General features: G+C 50.6%; 26 protein-coding genes and 1 pseudogene. 3 read left to right on the top strand and 24 right to left on the bottom strand.

Features of this window, described 5'->3' with window-relative positions:
* Positions 1 to 487 precede the first annotated feature (487 nt).
* The 6 genes from ACZ5N7_RS07635 to ACZ5N7_RS07660 all read right to left on the bottom strand — a co-directional run bounded on the left by ACZ5N7_RS07635 (position 488) and on the right by ACZ5N7_RS07660 (position 4,314).
* A complete protein-coding gene (locus ACZ5N7_RS07635; RefSeq protein WP_464658507.1) occupies positions 488 to 1,825 on the bottom strand; it encodes a pyrimidine-nucleoside phosphorylase in 1,338 nt (445 codons plus the stop codon).
* 89 nt (positions 1,826 to 1,914) lie between these two features.
* Positions 1,915 to 2,298, bottom strand: a complete 384-nt coding sequence (locus tag ACZ5N7_RS07640; RefSeq protein ID WP_464658508.1) for a cupredoxin domain-containing protein — start codon at positions 2,296 to 2,298, stop codon at positions 1,915 to 1,917.
* A gap of 702 nt (positions 2,299 to 3,000) precedes the next feature.
* A complete protein-coding gene (locus ACZ5N7_RS07645; protein WP_464658509.1) occupies positions 3,001 to 3,234 on the bottom strand; it encodes a hypothetical protein in 234 nt (77 codons plus the stop codon).
* A 235-nt stretch (positions 3,235 to 3,469) separates the two neighbouring features.
* Complete coding sequence (locus ACZ5N7_RS07650) at positions 3,470 to 3,625, bottom strand: hypothetical protein (protein WP_464658510.1); 156 nt, start codon at positions 3,623 to 3,625, stop codon at positions 3,470 to 3,472.
* A 107-nt stretch (positions 3,626 to 3,732) separates the two neighbouring features.
* Positions 3,733 to 3,957, bottom strand: a complete 225-nt coding sequence (locus tag ACZ5N7_RS07655; RefSeq protein ID WP_464658511.1) for a hypothetical protein — start codon at positions 3,955 to 3,957, stop codon at positions 3,733 to 3,735.
* 129 nt (positions 3,958 to 4,086) lie between these two features.
* Complete coding sequence (locus ACZ5N7_RS07660) at positions 4,087 to 4,314, bottom strand: N-acetyltransferase family protein (protein ID WP_464658512.1); 228 nt, start codon at positions 4,312 to 4,314, stop codon at positions 4,087 to 4,089.
* A 220-nt stretch (positions 4,315 to 4,534) separates the two neighbouring features.
* On the opposite strand from ACZ5N7_RS07660, the gene ACZ5N7_RS07665 reads away from it, so the two are divergent.
* Positions 4,535 to 5,200 (top strand): hypothetical protein, encoded by a 666-nt coding sequence (locus ACZ5N7_RS07665; RefSeq protein ID WP_464658513.1) that lies wholly within the window; start codon positions 4,535 to 4,537, stop codon positions 5,198 to 5,200.
* Between the two features lie 115 nt (positions 5,201 to 5,315).
* Here the strand turns inward: ACZ5N7_RS07665 and ACZ5N7_RS07670 are convergent, their stop codons facing one another.
* From ACZ5N7_RS07670 to ACZ5N7_RS07735, 14 genes and pseudogenes are all read right to left on the bottom strand, one after another.
* Positions 5,316 to 5,684: a DUF2243 domain-containing protein gene (locus ACZ5N7_RS07670; protein ID WP_464659189.1), complete on the bottom strand. Its 369-nt coding sequence runs from the start codon at positions 5,682 to 5,684 to the stop codon at positions 5,316 to 5,318.
* Positions 5,656 to 5,829: pseudogene (locus tag ACZ5N7_RS07675) on the bottom strand (YaaC family protein); the annotation flags it as partial. The gene ACZ5N7_RS07670 and the pseudogene ACZ5N7_RS07675, both read right to left, overlap by 29 nt.
* Before the next feature lie 400 nt (positions 5,830 to 6,229).
* Positions 6,230 to 7,111, bottom strand: a complete 882-nt coding sequence (locus tag ACZ5N7_RS07680; RefSeq protein ID WP_464654018.1) for an IS3 family transposase — start codon at positions 7,109 to 7,111, stop codon at positions 6,230 to 6,232.
* 8 nt (positions 7,112 to 7,119) lie between these two features.
* Positions 7,120 to 7,416 carry a transposase gene (locus ACZ5N7_RS07685; protein ID WP_464659191.1) on the bottom strand — a complete coding sequence of 99 codons (297 nt, stop codon included), beginning with the start codon at positions 7,414 to 7,416 and terminating at the stop codon, positions 7,120 to 7,122.
* Between the two features lie 1,235 nt (positions 7,417 to 8,651).
* Positions 8,652 to 9,503, bottom strand: coding sequence for a purine-nucleoside phosphorylase (locus tag ACZ5N7_RS07690; RefSeq protein ID WP_464658514.1), 852 nt, complete (start codon positions 9,501 to 9,503; stop codon positions 8,652 to 8,654).
* Between the two features lie 50 nt (positions 9,504 to 9,553).
* On the bottom strand, positions 9,554 to 10,381 hold the full coding sequence (locus ACZ5N7_RS07695; RefSeq protein WP_464659193.1) for a purine-nucleoside phosphorylase: 828 nt from the start codon (positions 10,379 to 10,381) through the stop codon (positions 9,554 to 9,556).
* Positions 10,382 to 10,409: 28 nt separating this feature from the next.
* Positions 10,410 to 11,582 (bottom strand): phosphopentomutase, encoded by a 1,173-nt coding sequence (deoB, locus tag ACZ5N7_RS07700; protein ID WP_464658515.1) that lies wholly within the window; start codon positions 11,580 to 11,582, stop codon positions 10,410 to 10,412.
* 130 nt (positions 11,583 to 11,712) lie between these two features.
* A complete protein-coding gene (gene xerD / locus ACZ5N7_RS07705) occupies positions 11,713 to 12,609 on the bottom strand; it encodes a site-specific tyrosine recombinase XerD (protein WP_464658516.1) in 897 nt (298 codons plus the stop codon).
* Positions 12,610 to 12,649: 40 nt separating this feature from the next.
* Complete coding sequence (locus ACZ5N7_RS07710) at positions 12,650 to 12,883, bottom strand: DUF4227 family protein (RefSeq protein ID WP_464658517.1); 234 nt, start codon at positions 12,881 to 12,883, stop codon at positions 12,650 to 12,652.
* A gap of 108 nt (positions 12,884 to 12,991) precedes the next feature.
* The gene (locus ACZ5N7_RS07715; RefSeq protein ID WP_464658518.1) at positions 12,992 to 13,777 is read right to left on the bottom strand and encodes an SDR family oxidoreductase; all 786 of its coding nucleotides are present in this window, start codon (positions 13,775 to 13,777) and stop codon (positions 12,992 to 12,994) included.
* 192 nt (positions 13,778 to 13,969) lie between these two features.
* On the bottom strand, positions 13,970 to 14,422 hold the full coding sequence (fur, locus tag ACZ5N7_RS07720; RefSeq protein WP_464658519.1) for a ferric iron uptake transcriptional regulator: 453 nt from the start codon (positions 14,420 to 14,422) through the stop codon (positions 13,970 to 13,972).
* A gap of 75 nt (positions 14,423 to 14,497) precedes the next feature.
* On the bottom strand, positions 14,498 to 15,136 hold the full coding sequence (spoIIM, locus tag ACZ5N7_RS07725) for a stage II sporulation protein M (protein WP_464658520.1): 639 nt from the start codon (positions 15,134 to 15,136) through the stop codon (positions 14,498 to 14,500).
* A 78-nt stretch (positions 15,137 to 15,214) separates the two neighbouring features.
* Positions 15,215 to 16,441: an endonuclease Q family protein gene (locus ACZ5N7_RS07730; protein ID WP_464658521.1), complete on the bottom strand. Its 1,227-nt coding sequence runs from the start codon at positions 16,439 to 16,441 to the stop codon at positions 15,215 to 15,217.
* Positions 16,438 to 17,016 carry an NUDIX hydrolase gene (locus ACZ5N7_RS07735; protein ID WP_464658522.1) on the bottom strand — a complete coding sequence of 193 codons (579 nt, stop codon included), beginning with the start codon at positions 17,014 to 17,016 and terminating at the stop codon, positions 16,438 to 16,440. Before ACZ5N7_RS07735 ends, ACZ5N7_RS07730 begins: the two co-directional genes overlap by 4 nt.
* Before the next feature lie 116 nt (positions 17,017 to 17,132).
* Here ACZ5N7_RS07735 and ACZ5N7_RS07740 point away from each other — a divergent pair, with 116 nt between their 5' ends.
* Positions 17,133 to 17,348: a hypothetical protein gene (locus tag ACZ5N7_RS07740; protein WP_464658523.1), complete on the top strand. Its 216-nt coding sequence runs from the start codon at positions 17,133 to 17,135 to the stop codon at positions 17,346 to 17,348.
* Between the two features lie 100 nt (positions 17,349 to 17,448).
* Here the strand turns inward: ACZ5N7_RS07740 and ACZ5N7_RS07745 are convergent, their stop codons facing one another.
* On the bottom strand, positions 17,449 to 18,579 hold the full coding sequence (locus ACZ5N7_RS07745; protein WP_464658524.1) for a M20/M25/M40 family metallo-hydrolase: 1,131 nt from the start codon (positions 18,577 to 18,579) through the stop codon (positions 17,449 to 17,451).
* A gap of 99 nt (positions 18,580 to 18,678) precedes the next feature.
* Between ACZ5N7_RS07745 and prli42 the strand changes: the two genes are divergently transcribed.
* Positions 18,679 to 18,780, top strand: coding sequence for a stressosome-associated protein Prli42 (gene prli42 / locus ACZ5N7_RS07750; protein WP_464658525.1), 102 nt, complete (start codon positions 18,679 to 18,681; stop codon positions 18,778 to 18,780).
* Between the two features lie 10 nt (positions 18,781 to 18,790).
* Here the strand turns inward: prli42 and ACZ5N7_RS07755 are convergent, their stop codons facing one another.
* The 3 genes from ACZ5N7_RS07755 to ACZ5N7_RS07765 are packed head-to-tail and all read right to left on the bottom strand — an operon-like array spanning position 18,791 to position 22,159.
* Positions 18,791 to 20,143, bottom strand: coding sequence for a dihydrolipoamide acetyltransferase family protein (locus tag ACZ5N7_RS07755; RefSeq protein ID WP_464658526.1), 1,353 nt, complete (start codon positions 20,141 to 20,143; stop codon positions 18,791 to 18,793).
* 18 nt (positions 20,144 to 20,161) lie between these two features.
* Positions 20,162 to 21,142 carry an alpha-ketoacid dehydrogenase subunit beta gene (locus tag ACZ5N7_RS07760; RefSeq protein ID WP_464658527.1) on the bottom strand — a complete coding sequence of 327 codons (981 nt, stop codon included), beginning with the start codon at positions 21,140 to 21,142 and terminating at the stop codon, positions 20,162 to 20,164.
* Positions 21,143 to 22,159 carry a thiamine pyrophosphate-dependent dehydrogenase E1 component subunit alpha gene (locus ACZ5N7_RS07765; RefSeq protein WP_464658528.1) on the bottom strand — a complete coding sequence of 339 codons (1,017 nt, stop codon included), beginning with the start codon at positions 22,157 to 22,159 and terminating at the stop codon, positions 21,143 to 21,145.
* Between the last annotated feature and the right edge of the window lie 71 nt (positions 22,160 to 22,230).

The raw sequence follows: 22,230 nt of genomic DNA on the forward strand, positions 1-22,230 counted from the left end.
ATATTCCAGCACATGGAAAAAGAAAAAAAGCCCCGCCGGAACTTACTTCCGATCGGGGCTCTGGCATCAGCAGCAGCGAGAACGTTTAAACACCAAAACGTTTCCGGAAACCGACACCAGTACAAAACCGTGTCTCAGAAGGCATCTTCTGGCCCGGCTGACACGGCCTCCGATAAATAAGAGGCGTCTGCAGGGGCAGGCTCTTCCGATCACGCAAAATGATGCAATAGTAAGCAGTCCTGTAAAAGGATTCCTTACGGTAGTAATTGTTACCACATCGGCAGAACGAGGAATCGTGCACATATCGGTATTCACCTCCTTCGACCATCTGCTGGGGAAATTTTGGTTTCCCTGTTATACTCTATTCCACAGATTGAGAGAGGTATGGACGAACTGTATCTAGTAGAAGCACATTTCGCTCATAAAAAAAGACTGCCCCTCCAGCGCATTATTCTCGCTTTTGGGACAACCTCCGACAGGACGCTTATTAACCTTTTCGCTGGACTCCATGCCTGGTCACGACGGCGTAAACAAGCGGGGGAATGAAAGTGGGCTTCTCCTCCGTAATTTGGAACGCTTCCCGCACCCGCCCAATGACCTGCTGAAGAAGAGCTTCATCCGCTTCGTTTACATGCAGGTCAGCCAGCGCTTCTCCCTTGCCGACGGCATCGCCGGTTTTCTTGCGGAGCACCAGCCCTACGGCCAGATCGATCTCAGCGTCTTTGGTGGCTCTTCCGGCACCAAGCATCATCGCCGCTGCACCGATAGATTCGGCGGCAATCCGGGAGACATACCCTTCGTCAGCCGATTCTACGGTCAGGATTCTTCTCGCGGCCGGAAGCTTCTCCGGATGTTCTATCACGTCTGGATTGCCTCCCTGTGCCTTGACTATTTGCTTGAGCTTCTCGAATGCATCTCCGCTTTCGATCAGCTTTTTCAACACAATTCTGCCCTGCTCAATGGACTCGGCTTTTCTTCCCAGCATCAGCATGTAGCCGCCGAGGTCGAGACACAGCTCCTCCAAATCTTTGGATCCGCGGCCTCTCAGCGTTTCCACCGCCTCCCGCACCTCCAGCGCGTTGCCTACCGCAGCGCCCAGAGGCTCATCCATATCGGTGATAACCGCTATCGTCTCTCTTCCAACCTGCTCTCCGATGGAGACCATGGCTTTCGCCAGCTCGATGGAATCGTCCAGCGATTTCATGAAAGCTCCGTCCCCTGTCTTCACATCCAGTACGATGGCATCTGCACCCGAAGCGATTTTCTTGCTCATAATCGAGCTCGCAATGAGCGGGATGGAGTTGACCGTAGCCGTAACATCGCGCAGACTGTACAGTTTCTTGTCGGCAGGTGTAATGTTCCCGGACTGGCTGATGACCGCTGCACCTACAGTATTCACCTGTTCAATAAATTGCTCCCTGGTTCGCTCCACGGAAAAACCTTCGATCGATTCCAGCTTATCGATCGTGCCGCCGGTATGGCCGAGCCCCCTGCCCGACATTTTGGCAACGGGCACTCCGGCTGCGGCCACCAAAGGCGCCAGTACCAAAGTAGTCGTGTCCCCCACTCCTCCTGTACTGTGCTTATCCACCTTAATGCCGGAGATGGAGCTTAAATCCATCTGGTCGCCGGAGCGGGCCATGGCCATTGTCAAATCCGCGGTTTCCCGCGCCGACATTCCTTTAAAGAAAACGGCCATCGCCCAAGCGGAAATCTGGTAGTCCGGAATCCTGCCGCTCGTATACCCGTCCACCAAATAAACGATTTCTTCGGTGGACAGCTCTTCCCCGTCCCTCTTCTTTTGTATCAGGTCAACTGTTCTCATTCCGCTCCACCCCGATCAATTATCCAATTTGTATAAATCAAACCGCACAACCATAAAGACAAAAAAAGGGAGCTTTCGCCCCCCTCTCTTTAGGATACAACCAATACGGCTTTCATATTCGCATGCCCGGATCCGCATGGGATGTTGCATTCCATATTATATTTGCCTGGTTTCAAAGTGACATCGGCTGATGTCGTTTGTTTATCAAGTTTAATGTCGACGCCGCCTTCGCCGGTAATATGAAGTCCGTGCGCGCCCTCTTTGGAGTTAAAGGAGATTTTGGTTTTTTCACCGGCTTTGGCCGTATATTCCGGTTTGTCGAACTGGAAGTTGGTCGCAACCACTTTCACCGTTGGCCCCGAAGCTTTCTCCGCAGCCGCCGCGGCTTGCCGAACCGAGATTTCTTCAAAAAGAACGCCCAATCCCAATGCCCCTGAGACGATCAATAGTGCAAACAAAGCCCATTTATACATGTCGGAAATCCCCCTGTTATGTAATCACTTTTCTATTGTACAAAAGGATTGACTCCGTAAGAAATCCATTTCATGGCAAGAAAGTGACTATTTTGTTACAAAATTATGAAATATTTATGCGTTTTATTTAGTTAATCTGTCTCCAATCTGAAATCCTATTCTTGTGTTCGAAGACGCCAGCTCTTTGCTGCGATCCGAATGCTGCAGCTTGCGTATTTCTTTGGACAATCGCAACGAGCAGGAAGAACAGAGCTTATGACTGCGAATCCCGGCTCCGCAGCTGTCGCAAGGATAGCTTAAATTGGGGTAATCCGATAATATCAGCCTGCCTTCTTTGAGAAAAGCAAAAATTTGCTTGGAAGATATAGCAGTATTCCCGCTTAGTTCCGCTATCGTCGCTTTTCGGTTCGATCTCAAAAAACGGTGACAAGCCGCAAGCTGTTCCTGCCGCTCAGAAATGCAGGATTGGCAAAGGTTGCTTATATTTTTCTGATATACATGACCGCACTGAGGGCAATTCGCAACCCGGATCTCCTTCTGCAGCGCCATCCTCATCACTCCTCTATCCGCTCCGACAAGGAACATCTGGTACCTATTTCCTATATTTTAACATAACATACCATTCGTTCATAGGTGATAATTCTTATCTAAACCAAAAGGGAAGGGGTCTAAACAACCAAAAATGATATTAACCGTGTTCCTTTACGTTTTAACAGTAACCTGCTCACCCCACCTGCAGTCCTTCGGATCCTTGTCCGAAAGAATTCCTTTAAATCTGGTTCCGCTCAATTGATGCATTTCGTTGTGATCCGAATATTCGATTGTGCAGCAAAGAAGAGGCTTCAGCCACTGGGTACTCTTGTCACGAAGTGAGAGAAACGGGCTTGCCGCCTGGATCAAGTCCTCCTGATCCCGCTCTGTTATGCCCCCGCTCACTACGGGCCACTTGCTTATTGGCAACCGTAGGAAAATGTAATCCGATGATCAAGGCAAAATCGGGCTCTTGCCGGTAGCCCAGGATGACAGCATCGATCTCAAACTTGTTTTTCAGCTTGATCCAGTCTGCAGAACGCGTTCCGACCGAATACGAGAATCTGCACGTTTTGCGATCACGCCTTCCAGACCTTTTTCAACCGTTGCGTTCTGGAGGGAAATCCCGCGCCTCTCTGCTTTATTGGATCAACTTTAATTCCCTCGCCTGGTCTTCCGTGAGAATGAATTCCTCTTTCGGCCAGATGTCCTCATTCTCGTCCCTTCCGAACATCCGCATGACCTGCGGCCAGATGCCTTTTTCCTGCGCCTCGGCGGCTGTAACGATTATTTTCATATAAAAACCTCCCCGCAATGTGTATGTAATATTAATACCCGGACGAGCGTGAAAATAAGCATCAGAAAGTACACACCTGCAGTCGCATATGGACAGATCGAAACGTTCTATTTTTTTAGTTGAATATCTTTGTATTTTACATATCTATCAGCTTCAATCTCTTGATACACTCTTACATAGGAGGCCTCGAAGGCCGGATTAGGTGTTAACTCGCTTTCTGCTTTTTGCGCCATTTCTTGGAGTTCTTCGGAAATCATCCCGAAATGGGTTTGACCAAGAGTCAAATGCGGTGTATAGTTTTCAAGTTCAAAATATTTCCCGATCTCTTCCACAGGCGGGAAACAGCCTCCACCATTTTCTTGTGTAAATCATAAATTTTGGAAGCCGGCGATCTTTTCCTTAAATTCCTCTGGAGGTACGATGCCGATAAAATATTGCATTGTCCCTTATCCCCTTCTGCTTCATGCAGGTATGTTTACCCACCCGTAAGCAAACTCCTGTAGCATCGCTCCGCCGATCTCAATGGTCTGCTTCCTCAGCTGCTTACCGCCGAGAGCTTCATAAAAGGAACGTGCCGGATTATGTTCAAGAACCCAAATAAGCATTGATTGAAACCCAAGCTCCACCAAGCCTTCCACTACAGCTGAAAAGAGCTCTTTGCCTATTCCCAGCCGCTGAGAGGATTCCAAAAGGCATGTTCATTTTACCATTTATTGTATATAATAACTCTATCAACGAGCGGGCTCCAGGGAGCCGCTAAGATGAGGATACGAGCCTAATTTTTTAGTTGGTATCGCCTAAATATACGGTGTGGTTCCTGCTTTCCACTCACTTTTCAATAAATTACCATGCCCATATCGTGTAAAATGAGAGAAAAGATCACTGTTTTCAAAGGAGTCTTAATCTGAAATGAAAATCTTACGTACAACCATTCTTTCTTTAGCCATTGCTCTTTCTCTCACTGCATGCGGCACTGTGACCACACCAACTGCTCTTTCAACCGAAAAGCCGGCTTCTGCGCAGGCGAGTACACCGAGCAGTCCAACTGACCAAAAGAAACCTGAAACCCAAGCACATTCAGGTCAGGAAACCGGAGTCAAACAGGATAACAGCCAACCTTCGGATGCCCCTAAAGATCCTGCAGCAAACAAAAAAGATCAATCACAGACGGAGATAAAGCAAACTCCTTCTCCAAAATCATCGTCAGAACCAATATCCGCACCAAAACAGGCACCAACATCAACAACGGCACCTGCACCAACATCAACCCTGGAAGCGGCCAAGAAAGAGGAAACGCCGGCTGCAGTTAAAATCGTTAGTGTTTCATCTCCTGCACCGCGTAATTCAACTGCAACACTTAAAGCGAAAGTAGCTCCAGGAGCATCCGCGTCAATAGTAGTTCATTATAAAAGCGGACCGAGCAAAGCTGCCGGACTTGAAACAAAAAAGGCGGACTCCGACGGTAATGTCAGCTGGTCCTGGCATGTGGGAGGAAATACAACGCTTGGTAAGTGGCCTATTTCCGTTACATCCGGTGGTGTATCGGCAGAAACAGAATTTGAGGTAGTTCATTAAGTAAAAATCCATTGCGTTTTAAGGCTGCGACGCTTGTTAAGCCAGTAAGATGGAGAATCATCTTATCTTCCGCAAATTCAATTGTTCGTGGCATTGTATAACCTCCGTTTTTTGTTTAAATCACGTTTCCTATTGTTGACCTTACTTTGTATTCCCTGCGAATACCTTGCCATACTAGCACTATCCCAAAGCAAACAAATATAGGCTCCAAATAATTCGCTTCTGCGCCGCTTGTAATGCGATGAAGCCTGAATATCCAATGAAATACTACAATATCAAAGCTAAGAAACAAACCAGTTGCAACGATAAACCCGTTAAAAAAGGCTTGGCTGAATAAACGACGGAAGATTTCCATCAACACGATTAAGATCAATAATCCAAACAGAACAGCGCCAATTCTATGTGCAGGATTAGTGTTGGTATATTCAAATGCATGGGCAGTAATAATGAGGCTTCTATAAACTAATTTCTCTTGATTCAGGATTAAGAAATAACATAAGACCTCTACTTAGCGATACTACTCCGTAATATAGAAGTAATGGTTTTACCATTTCGGCAGCATTAGAAGCGCTCTGAAAATACTCTTTTCCTTGTGCGAATTGTGATACAATTTCATTAGCTTTTTCGGACTTTAGATTATCGGCAGCCCAAACGGCTTTTTATTATTATTCTATCAACAAATACATTCCCTTTTTATTCCTTGAGGGCATTATAACATCAACAGACACAAATAAGGGCTTACGCTATTATTGATGGCTTGAATAGCAACAACAATCCAAAAAGAACAAAGAGAACACTTATAAACCCCATTTTGAACCCCCCATTAAATAATTCGCTTATTAACGGAAAAGTTGTAATGTGAAAGGTATCAAGGGAATATTCCATTCCTTTAGAAGATAAATCGTCCAGAATGCTCTCCTATAATTTGCCCATATATCCAATTCATTCCCTTTATTGCCGGAACAAAAAGAAACTGCTACCTTCCATTGATGTGACCCCTGTCAAGTAGACAGCTATTAAAAAGAACTTTTAAGCAGCCTGAGTCTTGTATTCATAAGGACTCAGGTTGTTTAATTTTTTCTGGAAACGTTCATTGTTATAAAAATGGATATAACGTTGAACAGCGTGCTTTACTTGTTCAACCGAATGAAAGGAATAAAGATCAAAGCACTCTGACTTAAAATGACTGAAAAAGTTCTCCATACATGCATTGTCCCAACAGTTTCCTTTTCGGGACATGCTACCCTTCATATGGTATCGTTTAAGCAAGTTGTTAAATTGACGAGACGTGTACTGGAAGCCTTGGTCGCTATGCAGGAGGATCCCTTTCACATTCCGTTTTCTCTTTGCCTTCCTGATCGTGTCAAACACCAGCTTTAAATCGTTTCTGCGACTGATGTGGTAGGCTACAATCTCATTGTTGTACAGGTCTTTAATCGCAGACAAATAAAGTTTCTGTCCATTGAAAATTAGATAAGTAATATCGGTTACCCACTTCTCATTTAGATTAGAGGCTGTAAATTCCCGGTTAAGGTGGTTGTCCGAGATAACGTAAGCCTCTTTCTTGCCGTAGTAAGGTCTTTTCTTTCGAATGACTGCCTTTATCCCTAGCTCTCGCATGAGCCTTTGCACACGCTTATGGTTGAGGTGCAGCCCATGTTTCCGCATAAGCCAGACCTTTACACGACGGTATCCATAAATCCCTTTCAATTGTCCATGGCATTCTAACATTTTCCCTTTAATTGCCTCGTCTTCCCGTTGTTTTTGGGACACAAATGTCTGTCGTTTTTTCCATCTATAGAAACCACTTCTGGACACTTGGGCCAGCTCACATAGCAAGATGACATCGTAACCCTTGCTGGCTAATTCCTGGATAATGGCAAACTTTTTACCGCTTTGTACAGCATCCATGCCTCCTTTCACATTTTTAAGAGCTTTTTTAGCAGTTCATTCTCCGCTTCAAGACGTTTCAGCTTCACCTCCGGATCTTCGGGTCGTGTTCTCGGTCTGCCTTTTCCAGGGCCATTTGCTTTTCCCCGTTTTTCCTCAAGCCCCTTTATGCCCTCTGCCTCAAAATTCTTCACCCACCGACGAACAAGGGAAGGGTCAATCGCTAATTCCCTCGCTACGGTCTTATAGCCCATTCCTTCTTTAAGATAAAGGTCTACTGCCTTTTTCTTGAATGCAACATCGTATGTTCTCGCTATTTCGCCCATAGAAAAAATCCCCTCCACAATAGACATAGTAAATGGCTTTCTTTTTTCTGTCTACTATGAGGGGATCGTATCACATCGGACGTAGCTCTTTTTAGTAAGTGTCGTGCATATTGAGCGTTGAGAACGATAATCCATAAAATCACAGGATAGCATAGGAGTGAGTACCACGTTTTCCATCCGTTGTAGTAAAAGACCCAAGTGAATGACGTTATCCATTCCCAAATCGTAAATAGAATCGCGGCGAGCAGTATGTATCTAACCTTTCGGAATGCTCCGCTAGCAAAGGGATAGTAATTTATAAAAATCATGTTAGCCTGTGGTACTACACCGAAGATAACGAACAAATACTGCCAGTCGACGCCATTCCGAAAAAAGCCGTATAAGTCCAATTTAAAATCGAGGTAGATGTTAACTGTTTCTTCAAAGATCAATGCAAATAGAACGGTTGCGTAATAATAAATCCTTGGCAATCGCTTCTGCATAAAGTACACATACAAATTCAAAATAATGATATTTGTGAACATATAATACATCTGATTTCCCCCAGTAGGTGCAACTTATAGCTTCAATTTGCTTTTGTTGTATAACCATTGTAATGTTCTTAGATTTGCAACCAAAATTAAGAACAGAAAAGGATATTGAATGAATGAGTACCAAAACTTCCAACCGTTATAATAAAAATAACCGCTTTTTAACAAAACTCATATCCTGTCGAGATACAAGTACAAATAAGAATGTATCCGAATTTCCCCCAAAATTCTTTCGCTAGTGACCCACCCACATAAAAATAAAATACTCACCGCCGGAAATATTCCATATTCAACAACGAAACCAAGATTATCTACACCCTTGTTAAAATATGCATAGAGATCAAGTGCGCCTATTCAACACGATGTTATTGCCATACTTCATTTTCATAAGAGTCCTGCCACTTGTACTTGCCGGAATACAAAAAGCACAAGCAGCTTCATGCTGCCCCTTAGTGATCGTGCTTCCTTGACGGCGCTTAGCACTCATAGCAGCCACTCAAAACTGTTGCACCAAAATAACCAATAGATATAAATGTGTAAATAACCATCACTGTTTTTTTAGTGACATTTTGATACTGCCTGTCCCCGACGAAATCCTTAACAGCTAATTTTAACAACAAAAAGACCACTTCCTTTTGATTATTTCCAATCAACAGAAAGTAGTCGTGGCTAACGAAAAACGTTTTAATCAACCACTACCTTACGCTACATCGTCACTTCACGCACAAAAGCCTTAACCAGCGCCTGAAACTTCGGCTTGGTCTTGTTCGCCACCGCAACGACCTGCTCATGCGTCAGCGGCTCCAGCTCCTCGCCGATCGCCATGTCGGTGATGCAGGAGATGCCAAGCACACACAGTCCAGCGTGCCGGGCCGCAATCACTTCGCCGACGGTGGACATGCCGACGGCGTCGCCGCCCAGGCGGGCGAGCATTGTCAGCTCCGCAGGCGTCATGTACGTCGGCCCTGACACGCCGCAGTACACGCCCTCCTGCAGCTTCAGCGGTTCACCGTCTTCGCCTTTGATGCTCTCAGCCAGCCGGCGGGCGAGCTGCCGGTAAGACCGCGAATACGCCTCCGACATATCCGGGAACCGCACGCCGAGCTCAGGTTCGTTTGGCCCGATGAGCGGGTTGTCGCCGGTCCAATTGATGTGGTCGCTCAGCAGCATCAAGTCGCCCGCACGGAAGGAGCGGTTCATGCCTCCGGCCGCATTGGTAATAACCAGGGTGCGGACTCCGAGCTGCTGCAGTACATATACAGGGAATACGACTTTCTTCATCGGATAGCCCTCATAATAATGAAAGCGTCCTTGCATAACGATGACCGGCTTGCCCTCCAGCGTACCCGCCGCAAAACGTCCGGCATGACCTTCCACCGTTGAAATCGGAAAGCCCGGAATATCCGAGTAATCTATGGAAACCGCATCCTGCACCTGCTCGGCCAGATCACCTAGTCCCGATCCGAGGATGAGTCCGATCGACGGGCTGATCCCTTTCAGGCGTTCCCGCAAGTGATCTGCCGCTTCTTTAACTTGATCCAAATAAGATACCGCCATGGTCTGCAAACCTCCAGTAATTGAAGAGTTAACGTTATGTACAGCTGCTGTTACAGCCTCGAGATAATGCCCAAGAGAAGGTTAAGGAATTTCTGTCTTACTTTCTCTGTGGTTTCCATCACTTCTTCGTGTGAAAGAGGCTGGTCCAAAATGCCGGCTGCCATATTGGAAATACAAGAAAAGCCCAGCACTTCCAACCCCGCATGGCGTGCGACGATCACTTCCGGTACGGTGGACATGCCGACCGCGTCCCCGCCCAGAATGCGGATCATGCGAATCTCTGCAGGAGTTTCGTAAGATGGACCGGACAGTCCGAAATAAACGCCTTCCTGCAGCCGGATGTCCTGCTCGTAAGCCACCTGGTGGGCAAGCTCGCGCAATCTGCGGCTGTACGCCTCCGACATATCCGGAAAGCGGACTCCGAGCTCACTCAGGTTAGGGCCGATCAGCGGATTTCGTGACGTCATATTAATATGGTCCTTGATCAGCATAAGGTCGCCTACCTCGTACCCGGTGTTTACGCCTCCGGCCGCATTGGTCACAACCAGAGTATGTACGCCGAGCTGCTTCATGACTCGAACAGGAAACGATACGGTTTCCGGTCCGTAACCTTCATACCCGTGAAAGCGGCCTTTCATGAGGATGACCGACTTGCCTTGTATCGTCCCCGAAATAAGCTCTCCAGCATGTCCCTCTACTGTGGACACAGGAAAATGAGGGATATCTTCGTACTTCAGCACGACCGCAGCTTCAATCAAATCGGCCAGGACGCCCAGCCCCGAACCGAGAATAAGCCCGACCTCCGGCTTTCGAGTATTTTTGCCCGCGATATATTCCGCTGCTTCACGCACCCGTTCCAATAGCGTTTGCTGCTCCATCACATTCGATCCCTCCCGATAAAGTCTGCTACTTCAATTCAGCCAGGAAGCTGTCACCGTTCCCTGTTCCCTTTGTACCGAAATTTTCAGCAATGGTTGCTCCGAGGTCGGAGAACGAATTTCTTTCGCCGATCGATCCGCTTCCAGTCAGGGAAGGGCTGTACAGCAGAATCGGTACATACTCCCTCGTATGGTCGGTCCCCTCATGAACCGGGTCGTTGCCATGGTCGGCTGTCAGAATGAGCAGGTCTTCGCTGCCTATTCGCTCCATGATCCGTGGGAGGCTCCGGTCAAAATCCTCCAATGCCTTCCCATACCCCTCAGGATCCCGGCGGTGGCCGTACAGGGAATCGAAATCGACCAGGTTGGTAAACGACAAACCGTGAAAATCATTCCCCAGCGTCTCGATCGTCTTCTCGATCCCGTCTTCATTGCTTTTGGTATGCAGCGCCGAGGTCACGCCTTCACCGGAATAGATATCGTTGATCTTTCCAATAGCAATCACATCCAGACCCGCGTCCTTCAAATGGTTCATCACGGTCGCAGCCGGAGGCTTGACGGCATAATCATGGCGGTTAGAGGTACGCTTCCATGCGCCCGGCGTACCTGTGAACGGCCTTGCAATAACGCGGCCCACGGCGAACCGCTCATCCAGCGTCAGTTCACGGACGATTTCACATGCGCGGTAGAGCTCCTCCAAGGGCACTACTTCTTCATGGGCGGCCAGCTGGAACACACTGTCAGCGGAGGTGTATACGATCCATGAACCTGTCTTTACATGTTCTTCTCCCAGCTCGTCCAATATTTCCGTTCCCGATGCGGGTTTGTTGCCCAGCACTTTTCTGCCCGTCCGCTGCTCGAACTGCTGAATCAGCTCCGGTGGAAAGCCTTCCGGATATACCTTGAACGGGATTTCGACTTTAAGCCCCATCAGCTCCCAGTGGCCGGTCATCGTATCTTTTCCGACCGAGACCTCCGCCATCTTGCCGTAATAACCTCGTGCGGGCCGCACCTCGTCGACACCCTTCAATGGCGCTATGCTGCCCAGCCCAAGCTTCTCCATGTTGGGCACGACAAGGCCCGCACGCTCGGCAATATGCCCAAGCGTGTGGGCCCCGACGTCCCCGAACCTGGCGGCATCCGGCAACTCTCCGATGCCTACGCTGTCCAACACGATTAAACAGATGCGTTTAAAGTTCACAGGAAGAAACCTCCAATCAGTCATTGACATTATTATCTCATAAAATACCGATCGAATACAAAAAACGATACCGCCTCATCCGGCAAACGGACAAGCGGTACCGTACGATAGCTTCACCCAGTGACCGAAATTACATTTTGGCTCTGGGATGAGCCCTGTCGTAAACTTCCTTCATCTTCGTTTTCGCCAGCCGGGAGTAGACCTGGGTCGTGGAAATGTCGGAGTGGCCCAGCATTTCCTGCACTGACCTGAGATCCGCCCCGTTCTCCAGCAGATGAGCCGCAAACGAGTGCCGGATGATGTGTGGAGTGATCTCTTTATGTATGCCGGACTCCTCCGCGTACCGTTTCATGATCTTCCAGAAGCCCTGCCGCGTAAGCCGGGTCCCCAAATGATTGATAAACAGCGCCGGTTCTTCTCCGTTCTTCTTGACCAGCAAGGGCCTTTTCTCTTCTATATAGGCCTGAAGACACTGGACGGCAACCCGGCTGAGAGGGATGAGCCGCTCTTTACCGCCATTTCCGACACAGCGTACATATTCCAATACCAGATTGACATCCGGCACGTCCAGGGAAGTGAGCTCCGACACCCGAATGCCGGTCGCGTACAGCAGCTCCAGCATAGCCTTGTCCCGCATACCGGCCGCCGTTTCTCCGTCAGGCGCCTCCAACAAAATCCCGACCTCTTTGACGGTAAGGATTTTGGGCACCTTTTTCTCAGTCCTCGGCGTCTCCAGGTGCAAGGAAGGATTATGGTCCATCCGGCCTGCGCGGTTCAAATATCCGTGGAAAGACCGGATCGATACCAAGCTGCGTGAAATGGTGGCGGCCGCTTTGCCGGTCTGTTTTAACCTGAGCATATAGGAGCTGACATTCATTCTGGTTACATCATTCCAGTCTCCGATACCCTGCGTTTGCAAATAATCGGCATACTGGCCAAGATCACGTCGATACGATTCCAATGTGCTGCGGGCCAACCCTCGTTCTTCAGCCAGGTGACGGATAAAAGAGTTCAGTTCCTGCTTCATCTGATTGTTGTCCCTTTCTGTTGTAAGTTTGCCGTCGAGACTATTCCCCGTACCAGTAAAACAGCTTCAGCCTCTCGGAAATCGGCTCTTTTTCCACCTGCGATATCTGATGATGGAAGACTTTGACGGCTTTTCCCGCAGGCTCGCGGTACTTTTGGGGCGGCTCCAGCCAGGAGGACACCAGAACCATGAAATGATATAGGGCAAAGGTAAATATAACAAACAACAGCAGAAATTTAAAGCGGCTCACCATTTTCCGGTATGAAAAAATCATAACCTGTCCCCTCGCTTTCAAGGAAAGATTATGATTTCATCGTAAAGGATATTCCAACAAATTACCCGCAAAATCAAGCAAGCCTTCCAGGCTTATCTCTGATCGGTGCTACAGAAGGGACTCAGCCCCATCGATATAGATTTCGGTACCCGTAATGTGGCTCGACTGGTCCGAAGCGAGAAAAAGCACCAAATCCGCCACTTGCTCCGGCTCCCCGGACTTGTTCTCCAGCGGCTGCTGTCCTTCCGGATACTCCACGGGGATTTTCAGCTCCTCCAGCTCCGGAGTCGGGTGGGTGTTCTCCGAGATGTTGGTCTCGATAGCACCCGGGCAAATAATGTTGACGCGGATTTTATAGCGAGCGAGCTCAAGAGCGGCCATTTTGCCGAAAGCCATTTGTCCCGCCTTGGACGTACTGTAAGCCGACATGCCGATATTCGAGAATGTACGGTTTCCGTTGATGGAGCTTGTAATAATGACTGAGCCGCCGTTCTCCTTCATGTAAGGGATGGCATGCTTGACGGATAAGAACGTGCCTCTTGTGTTCGTGTGGATCGTATCGTTCCAATCCTCCACATCCATCGTCTCGATCGGCGACAGCACTCCGTTGATCCCCGCGTTCGCAAACACGATATCGACCCTGCCCCACTTGTCCGCCGTCTCCTTGAAAGCCGCCCTTACCTCATCTTCGTTGCGCAAATCCGCTTCCGTGATAAACGCTTCGCCTCCCGACCGCTCGATCTGCTGTTTGACCTCTTCCGCGCGGCTTTCCTTCACATCGACCAGGCACACCTTGGCCCCGTGCTCCGCTAAACGGAGTGCGGCCGCCTTTCCGATTCCGGAGCTCGCTCCTGTGACTACGGCAACTTTATTTTTAAGTTGTTGTTCCGGCATATGTATCCCCTCCTATGGCTCATTAACCATAGGCTTCCGATTCAAAACGCATTGTATACGAAAAACCGCCCGGCAGCGGAAGGAGTCCGGTACCAGAGCGGTCAGTAGATTGAAAAATATAGAGAACCAACTTAAATGAGCTTTTCAGACACGCTCACTTGCTTCTTCTAGTTGCAGCGGTACGGCCCGCCCTTACTCGTTCTGCTTCTTCTCGTTGCAGCGGTGGCAAATGCCGTTAAAATCAAGCCTGTGATCCAGCACTTTAAAGTTGTATTCTTCAAGCAGCCGTTCCTCCAGCTCGCCCAGCCAATCCTGCATGATTTCATCCACCGCTCCGCATTGGACGCAGATGAGGTGATGGTGGTGGTGGTGCGTGCCTTCGTTTCTGAGGTCGTAGCGGGCCACTCCGTCTCCGAAATTCATTTTTTCCACTACATGCATTTCGCTTAACAATTCAAGAGTGCGGTATACGGTCGCAAGCCCTATCTCGGGCGCTTTATCCTTAACCAGCATGAACACGTCTTCCGCGCTCAGATGGTCTTCTTCGTTCTCCAGCAGTACGCGCACGGTCGCTTCCCTCTGAGGAGTAAGCTTATAACCATGCGACTGCAGCTGTCCTTTTATCTTTTCAATGCGCGCTTCCATACTCCTCCCCCTTAGAGGCAATCACCTTCTATTTATTATAGGGTCCGGAGAAAGAGAAAGTCAATTCCCTGCGCTTCAATTCAAGGTCAGCAGCATAGGCGTAACCCACTTCATCATGACGGGGGAAAGATAAGCTTCAAACAAAGAAATCCCGACGGTAAGAATGCCCATGACGAGGGAAACCGATGTATATTGTATAAACGTCTGATACAGATTGGTTCTGCGCAGCACAAACCTGTTCCTGATCATCAGAATGGAAAAAGACAAAGCCGACACGCTGGCGATAATGAGCGCCGGGACGAGGACAAGATTCTGCGGAGCGACGGAAACCAGGGCGAACAGCATCCCCTTCCACGACCAATGTCCGACCAGATAGCCGACGGTAAAGCCGATCAGCACCCCTTTTAGAAAATTAAGGAACAGAATCAGCGGCATGCCGATAATCGACATCCCCAGAATCCACACCATCAGTATCCATTTGATATGAAGCGAAAAGGACTGATGAAACGAACTGATGCGGTCGTAATCCATCCCCCCGTCCATCGTCTGGAAGAAGCTTCCCAAATACCGGGTGAGATCCTGCTTCTGCTCCGTCGTCAATGCGTTCACCATAATTGCGCCGAACATCACTCCAACCACAAAAAGCACAGATACAAACACATAAAGAATAAAGTGCTCCTTCGAAAATTGGCGCAAGGCATGAGCTTTGTACATAGTCGTAATGCCTCCTTAACCGATGCCACAGCGTGTCCGCAGCCGGCTTAATAGAAGCATATGAACTGCAAAACGCTCCTATGACAGCAATTTGCTCACTTTTCCATAGGTGCCGCCTCCTCCCGAGGTGAGCTCCAACGCGTTTTCCCGCGCCAACACAATATATCTTGCAATCTCGCTGCCCGCCTCTTCGGCAAGCTCATCCTCGGAAGCGTGATGGATAATGTCCATTTCCGTGCCGAACCGTTCCAGCAGCCGGGTGAGCATTTTCGGACCGAGGCCGGGGATGAATTCGAGGGGGACTTGAAAATGGTACGGCGGGCGGCTGCCATGCAGCACAGGCGCTTCCCGGTCCGCCACGTCCATAATGCGATCCAAGACTCCCCGGACTATCGATTTGGAGCCGCAATAGGGGCAGCGCTCTGCCGCCTCTCCCGGCACCCGTTGTAGCGTTGCACTGAGGGTGGTCAGACCCCATTCCCGCTCGCTGAGTATCGAGTCGCACTGGGAGCAGTAGGTCCGGTGATATTTGCCGAGCCGCGGGTTCAAGCCGTAGTTGGCTCTCACCGCTCTGCCGTCCTGCCTGTTCAGCGCTTTAGCCAGCTCTTCGAAAGTTGCGGCTTCCATGGCCAACCGGTTGTACTCCCGGCCGATTTTGGATAATGAGTGGGCGTCCGAATTGGTCACGTAAGTAAACGGGTCGAGCTCCGAAATGACGCCGGCCATTTCCGTATCGGCGCTCAGCCCCAGTTCAACGGCGGCAATCCGCCGAAGATCAAGAAAGTGCTCCATTCTGGCGGACGCGTTCCCGTAAGCCCCTTTGTAAGGCGTAAAAATATGGGCCGGAACTACGATTCCCCCTCTGGAGTAAACCTCCTCCTGCAGAACCCGGGCCGGGGCATAGATCCGTTGGGAGCTCAGCTCAACGTTCTTCATGACTTTGCGCAGCCACGCCGTAAAATCCTGCATTGACGCAAGGTCGGGCAGGTAAGCCAGCAAATGTGCGGCGCCAAAGCCTTCGTCCTTCACTTCGAGCTCGCAGCCGAGGATCACGGTCGTATCGTGATAGCGTATGCCTCCGCCGGCCTGCTCCGCCATTTCTCCCCGGTGCAAATATTCCATAATATCGCTTTGCACCTTGGGGGCGTGGCAGTCGATGATTCCGATCATTTCGATGCCTTTGCGTTCTGAAGCTTCCTTCGCGATATTGTAAAATGTGAGGCTGCGGGCGGCGCTGATTTTCACCGGAGTATCGGCTTCGGTCCTGCCGATGTGGATATGCAGATCGGCAAAATACGAATTCATGCTTTGAACGATCCTGTCAGCCGGTAAAGCTTCCACGCATAGACGGCCATAATTGTCTTGGCGTCCGAAATACGGTTGTCCGCAATATACTGCAGAGCCTGTTCCATACCGATCGCCTCGCAGTCAAGGAATTCATCCTCGTCCAGCTTGACGGTGCCCTGTACAAGCTCCTGAGCCACATATAGATGAAGGAGCTCGTCAGCGAAGCCCGGAGAAGTGTAAAAGGAAGCGATATGCTCAAGCTTACCCGCCGTGTAGCCCGTTTCTTCCTCCAGCTCCCTCGCCGCCGCATCCGGCGGATTCTCGCCCGCGTCAAGCTTGCCTGCAGGGATTTCCACCTGGCTTTTCTCCATGGGCTTTCTGTACTGCTCCACGACGAGCATTTTATCGCCAAGCAAAGCCAGAACGGCCACCGCTCCTGGATGTTTTACGATCTCTCTCGTGGATGTCTGGCCATTGGGCAGCCTGACCGTATCCACCTGCAGCGAAATCACGCGTCCCTCGTAAATCGGCTGAGTCGACAAGGTCACTTCTTCAAATTTTTTAGAATTCGGTCGGTCGGATGATAACGTCATAGGGAGTCCTCTTTCTATGTTTGATTTGTACACTGCGGAACGGTTTCCGGATGAATAACTTGTCCAAGTTGGTCATACCTTCAAGTATACCAAATTTTTTGAAGGGATGAGTTCCTATGAAAAGCTATGCTTCCGGCAATGAGATGAAAATGGTGGGCAAGGGGTGGGAAATCCGCAGAGCGATCGGGCAAATGATAGAGAAGGCAGGCGGAGATACCACGCTGAAGGAATATCTGTCCGGACAGCCGTCTAATGCGTCAAGTCCTTCAAGAAACGCCAATCGCAAGAGCGGGATGTCCAGAGCGGCCGCGGATCTTCGAATCATCCGTTAATTCCGCAATAAGAAAACCTCAATCCGAGCCATTCAATTAACGTTAAAAAATAGGGTGAAGGCCGACGGTCAGCGGTCTTCACCCTTATACTTTTATTCCCTTACGCCTGCGCGGCTTCTTTCACAATATCCACAACGACGGCGCACAGATCGACCATGTCCTGGATGGCGATCCGTTCTTTGGTGGTGTGGATGTCCAGGTAGCCTACCGCGAGGTTAACGGTGGGAATACCCATGCCGTTGAATACGTTGGCGTCGCTTCCGCCGCCGGAGTGGAACAGCTTCGTCTTCTTGCCGTTCTTCTCGAAGGCTTTGGACGCGAGCTGCACAACCGGAGCCGTCTCGTCGTATTTGAACGAAGGATACATCAGCTCAGTCTTGAAATCGACTTCCGCTCCCATATCAGCTGCCGCAGACTCGCAAGCCTGGCGCATCGCTTCCACCTGCCGGTCAAGCTTCTCCTTGACAAGGCTTCTCGCTTCCGCCACAAGCTTCGCGCTCTCCGTCACGACATTCGTTTCGCCGCCGCCGGCAAAATAACCTACATTGGCGGTCGTTTCACTGTCAATGCGGCCGAGAGGCATGCGCGACACGGCTTTACTTGCCACCGTAATGGCGGAGATGCCGTCCTCAGGATTCACACCTGCGTGAGCGGCTTTACCCTTGAAAGTAACATATACCTTCATCTGGGAAGGAGCGGCTACGGCGATGTCGCCGATGCTTCCGTTGGAATCCAGCGCATAGCCGAAATCCGCCTTCATGATCGACGGGTCCATCGCCCTCGAGCCCTTGAGGCCCGCTTCTTCCCCCGCGGTAATGACGAATCGCACGGTTCCGTGGGCAGCATTCTGTTCCTTCAGCAAGCGGAGCGATTCGAACATAACGGCGAGTCCCGCCTTGTCGTCACTGCCGAGTATTGTCGTCCCGTCGCTGCGGATGACTCCGTCGTCGCCGATCTGCGGCTTGATTCCGTTGCCCGGGGCTACAGTGTCCATATGGGACGTGAAGAAGAGCACAGGCGCTTTTTCCAAACCTTCCGAAGCCTTGAGGGTACAGATCAGGTTGCCGGAAGCATGGCCGCTGCGCTGCGCCGAATCGTCCTCTTCCACTTCCAACCCGAGAGCCGCAAATTTTTCCTTCAGTACTTTGGAAATTTGGGCTTCGTTTCTAGTTTCGCTGTCAATTTGGACAAGCTCAAGAAATTCTTTTACGATACGATCCTTGTTCACCATAGACTGTCCTCCAACTGCTTTTGCAGGTTAGAATGTTTGCAAGCTTGCTGCTTGATTGGCTAGAATAGAGATAGTAACGCGTAAAGGAGATTCGTTGTAATGAACAATAAAAGTGTTCTGTTTAAAATCGTTATTTATACCATGCTTATCATCATGCTGGCTTCGACGCTGCTGTTCAGCTTGAATCTGTTTCTCTCGTGATCCGGGGAGCTTAATAAAGCTTGGTTTCCAGCGTATAGCTCTCGAGGTTTTCTTTGACCCGCTGCAGGAAACGTCCGCAAATGACGCCGTCCAGAATTCGGTGGTCCAACGATAAGCACAGGTTCGCCATAGAACGCACCGCGATCATATCCTGGATGACAACCGGCTTCTTCACGATCGATTCGAAAGTGACGATAGCCGCCTGCGGATAATTGATGATCGGGTAAGACAGGATCGAACCGAACGAGCCGGTGTTGTTCACGGTAAACGTGCCGCCCTGCATATCGTTCAACGAAAGCTTGCCGTTGCGCGCCTTCTTTGTCAATTCGTCGATTTCCCTGGCCAATCCGGCGATATTTTTCTGGTCCGCCTTCTTGATGACCGGGGTCAGGACGAAGTCCTCCGTGCCCACTGCCAGAGAGATGTTGATGTCTCTTTTCACTATGATCTTGTCTACGCCCCACACGGAATTCATGATCGGATAATCTTTCATCGCGCTGACTACGGCTTTGATCATGAAAGCCAGGTAAGTCAGGTTGACTCCTTCGCGCTTCATGAACTCGTCCTTCACCTTGTTCCTTAGCTGGACCAGGTTCGTCACGTCGACTTCGACCATCATCCAGGCGTGCGGGATTTCCGACACGCTCTGCCTCATCCTGCTCGCAATCGTATGGCGGATCGGCGTAATGTCAATGAAATATTCATTGGCGGTATCGCCCGTGCCTTCCACTTCGATTTTCGGAAGCGGCGGGTTCTCCGACAAATGGATGCCAGTAGTACGAACCGGGATAGAAGGGGCATTCTCCGGCAGGGTGAGCGGCGCCTGCGCCAGAGCCGGCACTGCTGCGGCAGCCGTGGCCACAGGCGCTTTGCGGTATGTGCCGCTTGCGACCGCCTGCTCCACATCCTTGCGCGTGATTCTGCCGCCCAGCCCGGAGCCCTGCAGCCAGTCCAGCTCAATCCCATGCTCCGCTGCAAGCTTAAGCACGGAAGGAGAGTAGCGGCTTCTCATCGACTGATCCCCCCCGTCCGATTCGGCGGCGGATGGCGTCTTAGCAGCGGCCACGTCCGCGCCGCCGGTGGACGCCGGCACGACGGACGAACCGCCCTGCTCCTGAATGTAGCAGATCGCTTCGCCGACCATAGCCGTTCCGCCTTCTTCCACCAGGATCGAAGTAATAACGCCAGCTACCGGCGAAGGCATCTCCACGTTTACTTTATCCGTAATTAATTCGCATATTACATCATACTGTTCCACAGCGTCCCCGGGCTTACGGAGCCATTTGGCCACCGTAGCGGACACCAATGTTTCCGCAAGATGCGGAACCGGGACCGGGGTTCCCTGTGCTGCCGGTTTACTCATACAGTCTGCCTCCCTGTCCTAGTATAGCGCCAGGCTGCGCATGGCTTCCACCAGTTTGTCTTTAGAGATCAGGAAAAATTTCTCCATCACCGGGTTGGAGCCCACCGCAGGAACGTCCGGGGCGCACAATCGCATGATGGGAGCGTCCAGGTCAAACAACAGCTCCTCCGCGATAATGGCCGCCACTTCCGCGCCGACTCCCCCTGTCTTGTTGTCCTCATGCACAATCAGCACCTTGCCCGTCTTGGCCGCCGCTTTCAGCACCGCCTCGCGGTCCAAAGGCTGTAGCGTGCGCAGATCGAGGACATGCGCGCTGATGCCCTCGCCCGCCAGCTCCTCGGCGGCTTGAAGTGCATACTGCACCGTCAATCCGTAGGAGATGACGGTAATGTCCGAGCCCTCCCGCTTGACATCGGCTACGCCGATCGGAACGGTATAGTCTTCGTCGGGGATTTCTCCGGTTACGCCGAGATAGCACTTCTTATGTTCGAAGTATAAGACAGGATCGTTATCGCGGATGGCCGATTTCATCAAGCCCTTGGCGTCGTAGGGATTCGACGGTGCCACGATCTTGAGCCCCGGGGTGCCGAAGAATACCGATTCGGGACTCTGGGAGTGATATAGCGCCCCGGCACCCGTCGCGCCGTACGGCGCACGCACCACAATAGGGCACGACCAGTCGTTGTTGGAGCGGTAGCGGATTTTGGCCGCTTCGCTGATGATTTGATTGGCTGCCGGAAAGATGAAATCGGCAAACTGCATTTCGGCTACCGGGCGCATGCCGTACATCGCCGCTCCGATCGCCACGCCGGCGATGGCGGATTCGGCCAAAGGCGCGTCAAGCACCCGCTCCTCGCCGAATTTGCCAAGCAGCCCGACCGTGGAGTTATTCACCCCGCCTTTGGCGATGTCTTCCCCGAGGACGAACACATTGCCGTCCCGCTCCATCTCTTCCTCCATCGCCGAGCGGATCGCTTCCAAATAAGATATAACCGCCATCTACCGCACCCCTTCCCCTGGCTTTCCATACACGTGCAGCAGCGTATCTTCCGGCTGCGGGTAAGGAGCCGCATCCGCATACTTCGTCGCATCATTGAGTTCCTGCTTGATTTCCTCCAGCAGAACCTCTTCCCGCTCATCGCTCCATAGACCGCAAGCCGTCAAATACTGCCTGTATTTCGGGATTCCGTCCTTCTCTCGGTTTGCGTCCACTTCTTCCTTCGTCCGGTACAGCAAATCGTTGTCCGCCGTCGAGTGGGGTGAGATCCGGTACATCACGGCCTCGATTAAAGTCGGCCCTTCTCCTGCGAGCCCTCTTTCCCTGGCTTCCTTAACGACCCGGTAAACTTCGAGCGGATCGTTGCCGTCCACCTTCACGCCGGGGAAACCGTACCCTATCGCCCGCTCCGAAATACTCCCCGCAAACTGCTTATGGTTCGGCATCGAAATCGCGTATTGGTTGTTCTGGCATATGAAAATAACCGGAAGCTTGTAAACTCCCGCAAAATTGCAGCCTTCGTGGAAGTCGCCCTGGTTGCTGGAGCCTTCTCCAAAGCAGGTGACCGTAACAAATTTCTGTTTCTTCATTTTTGCAGCCAAAGCGATGCCTACTGCGTGCGGCACTTGAGTGGTCACAGGGCTTGAACCCGTCACGATATTTCTGCTTTTGTCGCTGAAATGGCCCGCCATTTGGCGCCCTCCGCTGTTCGGGTCTTCCGCCTTGGTAAAAAGAGCCAGCATCAGATCCCTCATCGTCATGCCGAACGCCAGAACAAATGCGTAATCGCGATAATAAGGAAGGAGATAGTCTTTGCCTTTATCCAATGCGAAAGCGGCTCCCGCCTGCGCGGCCTCCTGGCCGATTCCGGAAACGTGGAACACGACCTTGCCCGATCTTTGCAGCATATGTGCCCTTTCGTCGTACTTGCGCGCCCTCATCATGGTGCGGTACATTTCTACCGCTTGCTCGTCAGATAAACCCAGCTTTCTGTGTTTAACCAATTGACCGACGGACATGAATCCAGCCTCCTTCAATTCGTTTCATTAAGACTTGGTCCTAAGACTTGACTCTATAGGCTTATTATAAA

Source organism: Paenibacillus sp. JCM 18996 (assembly GCF_055392555.1).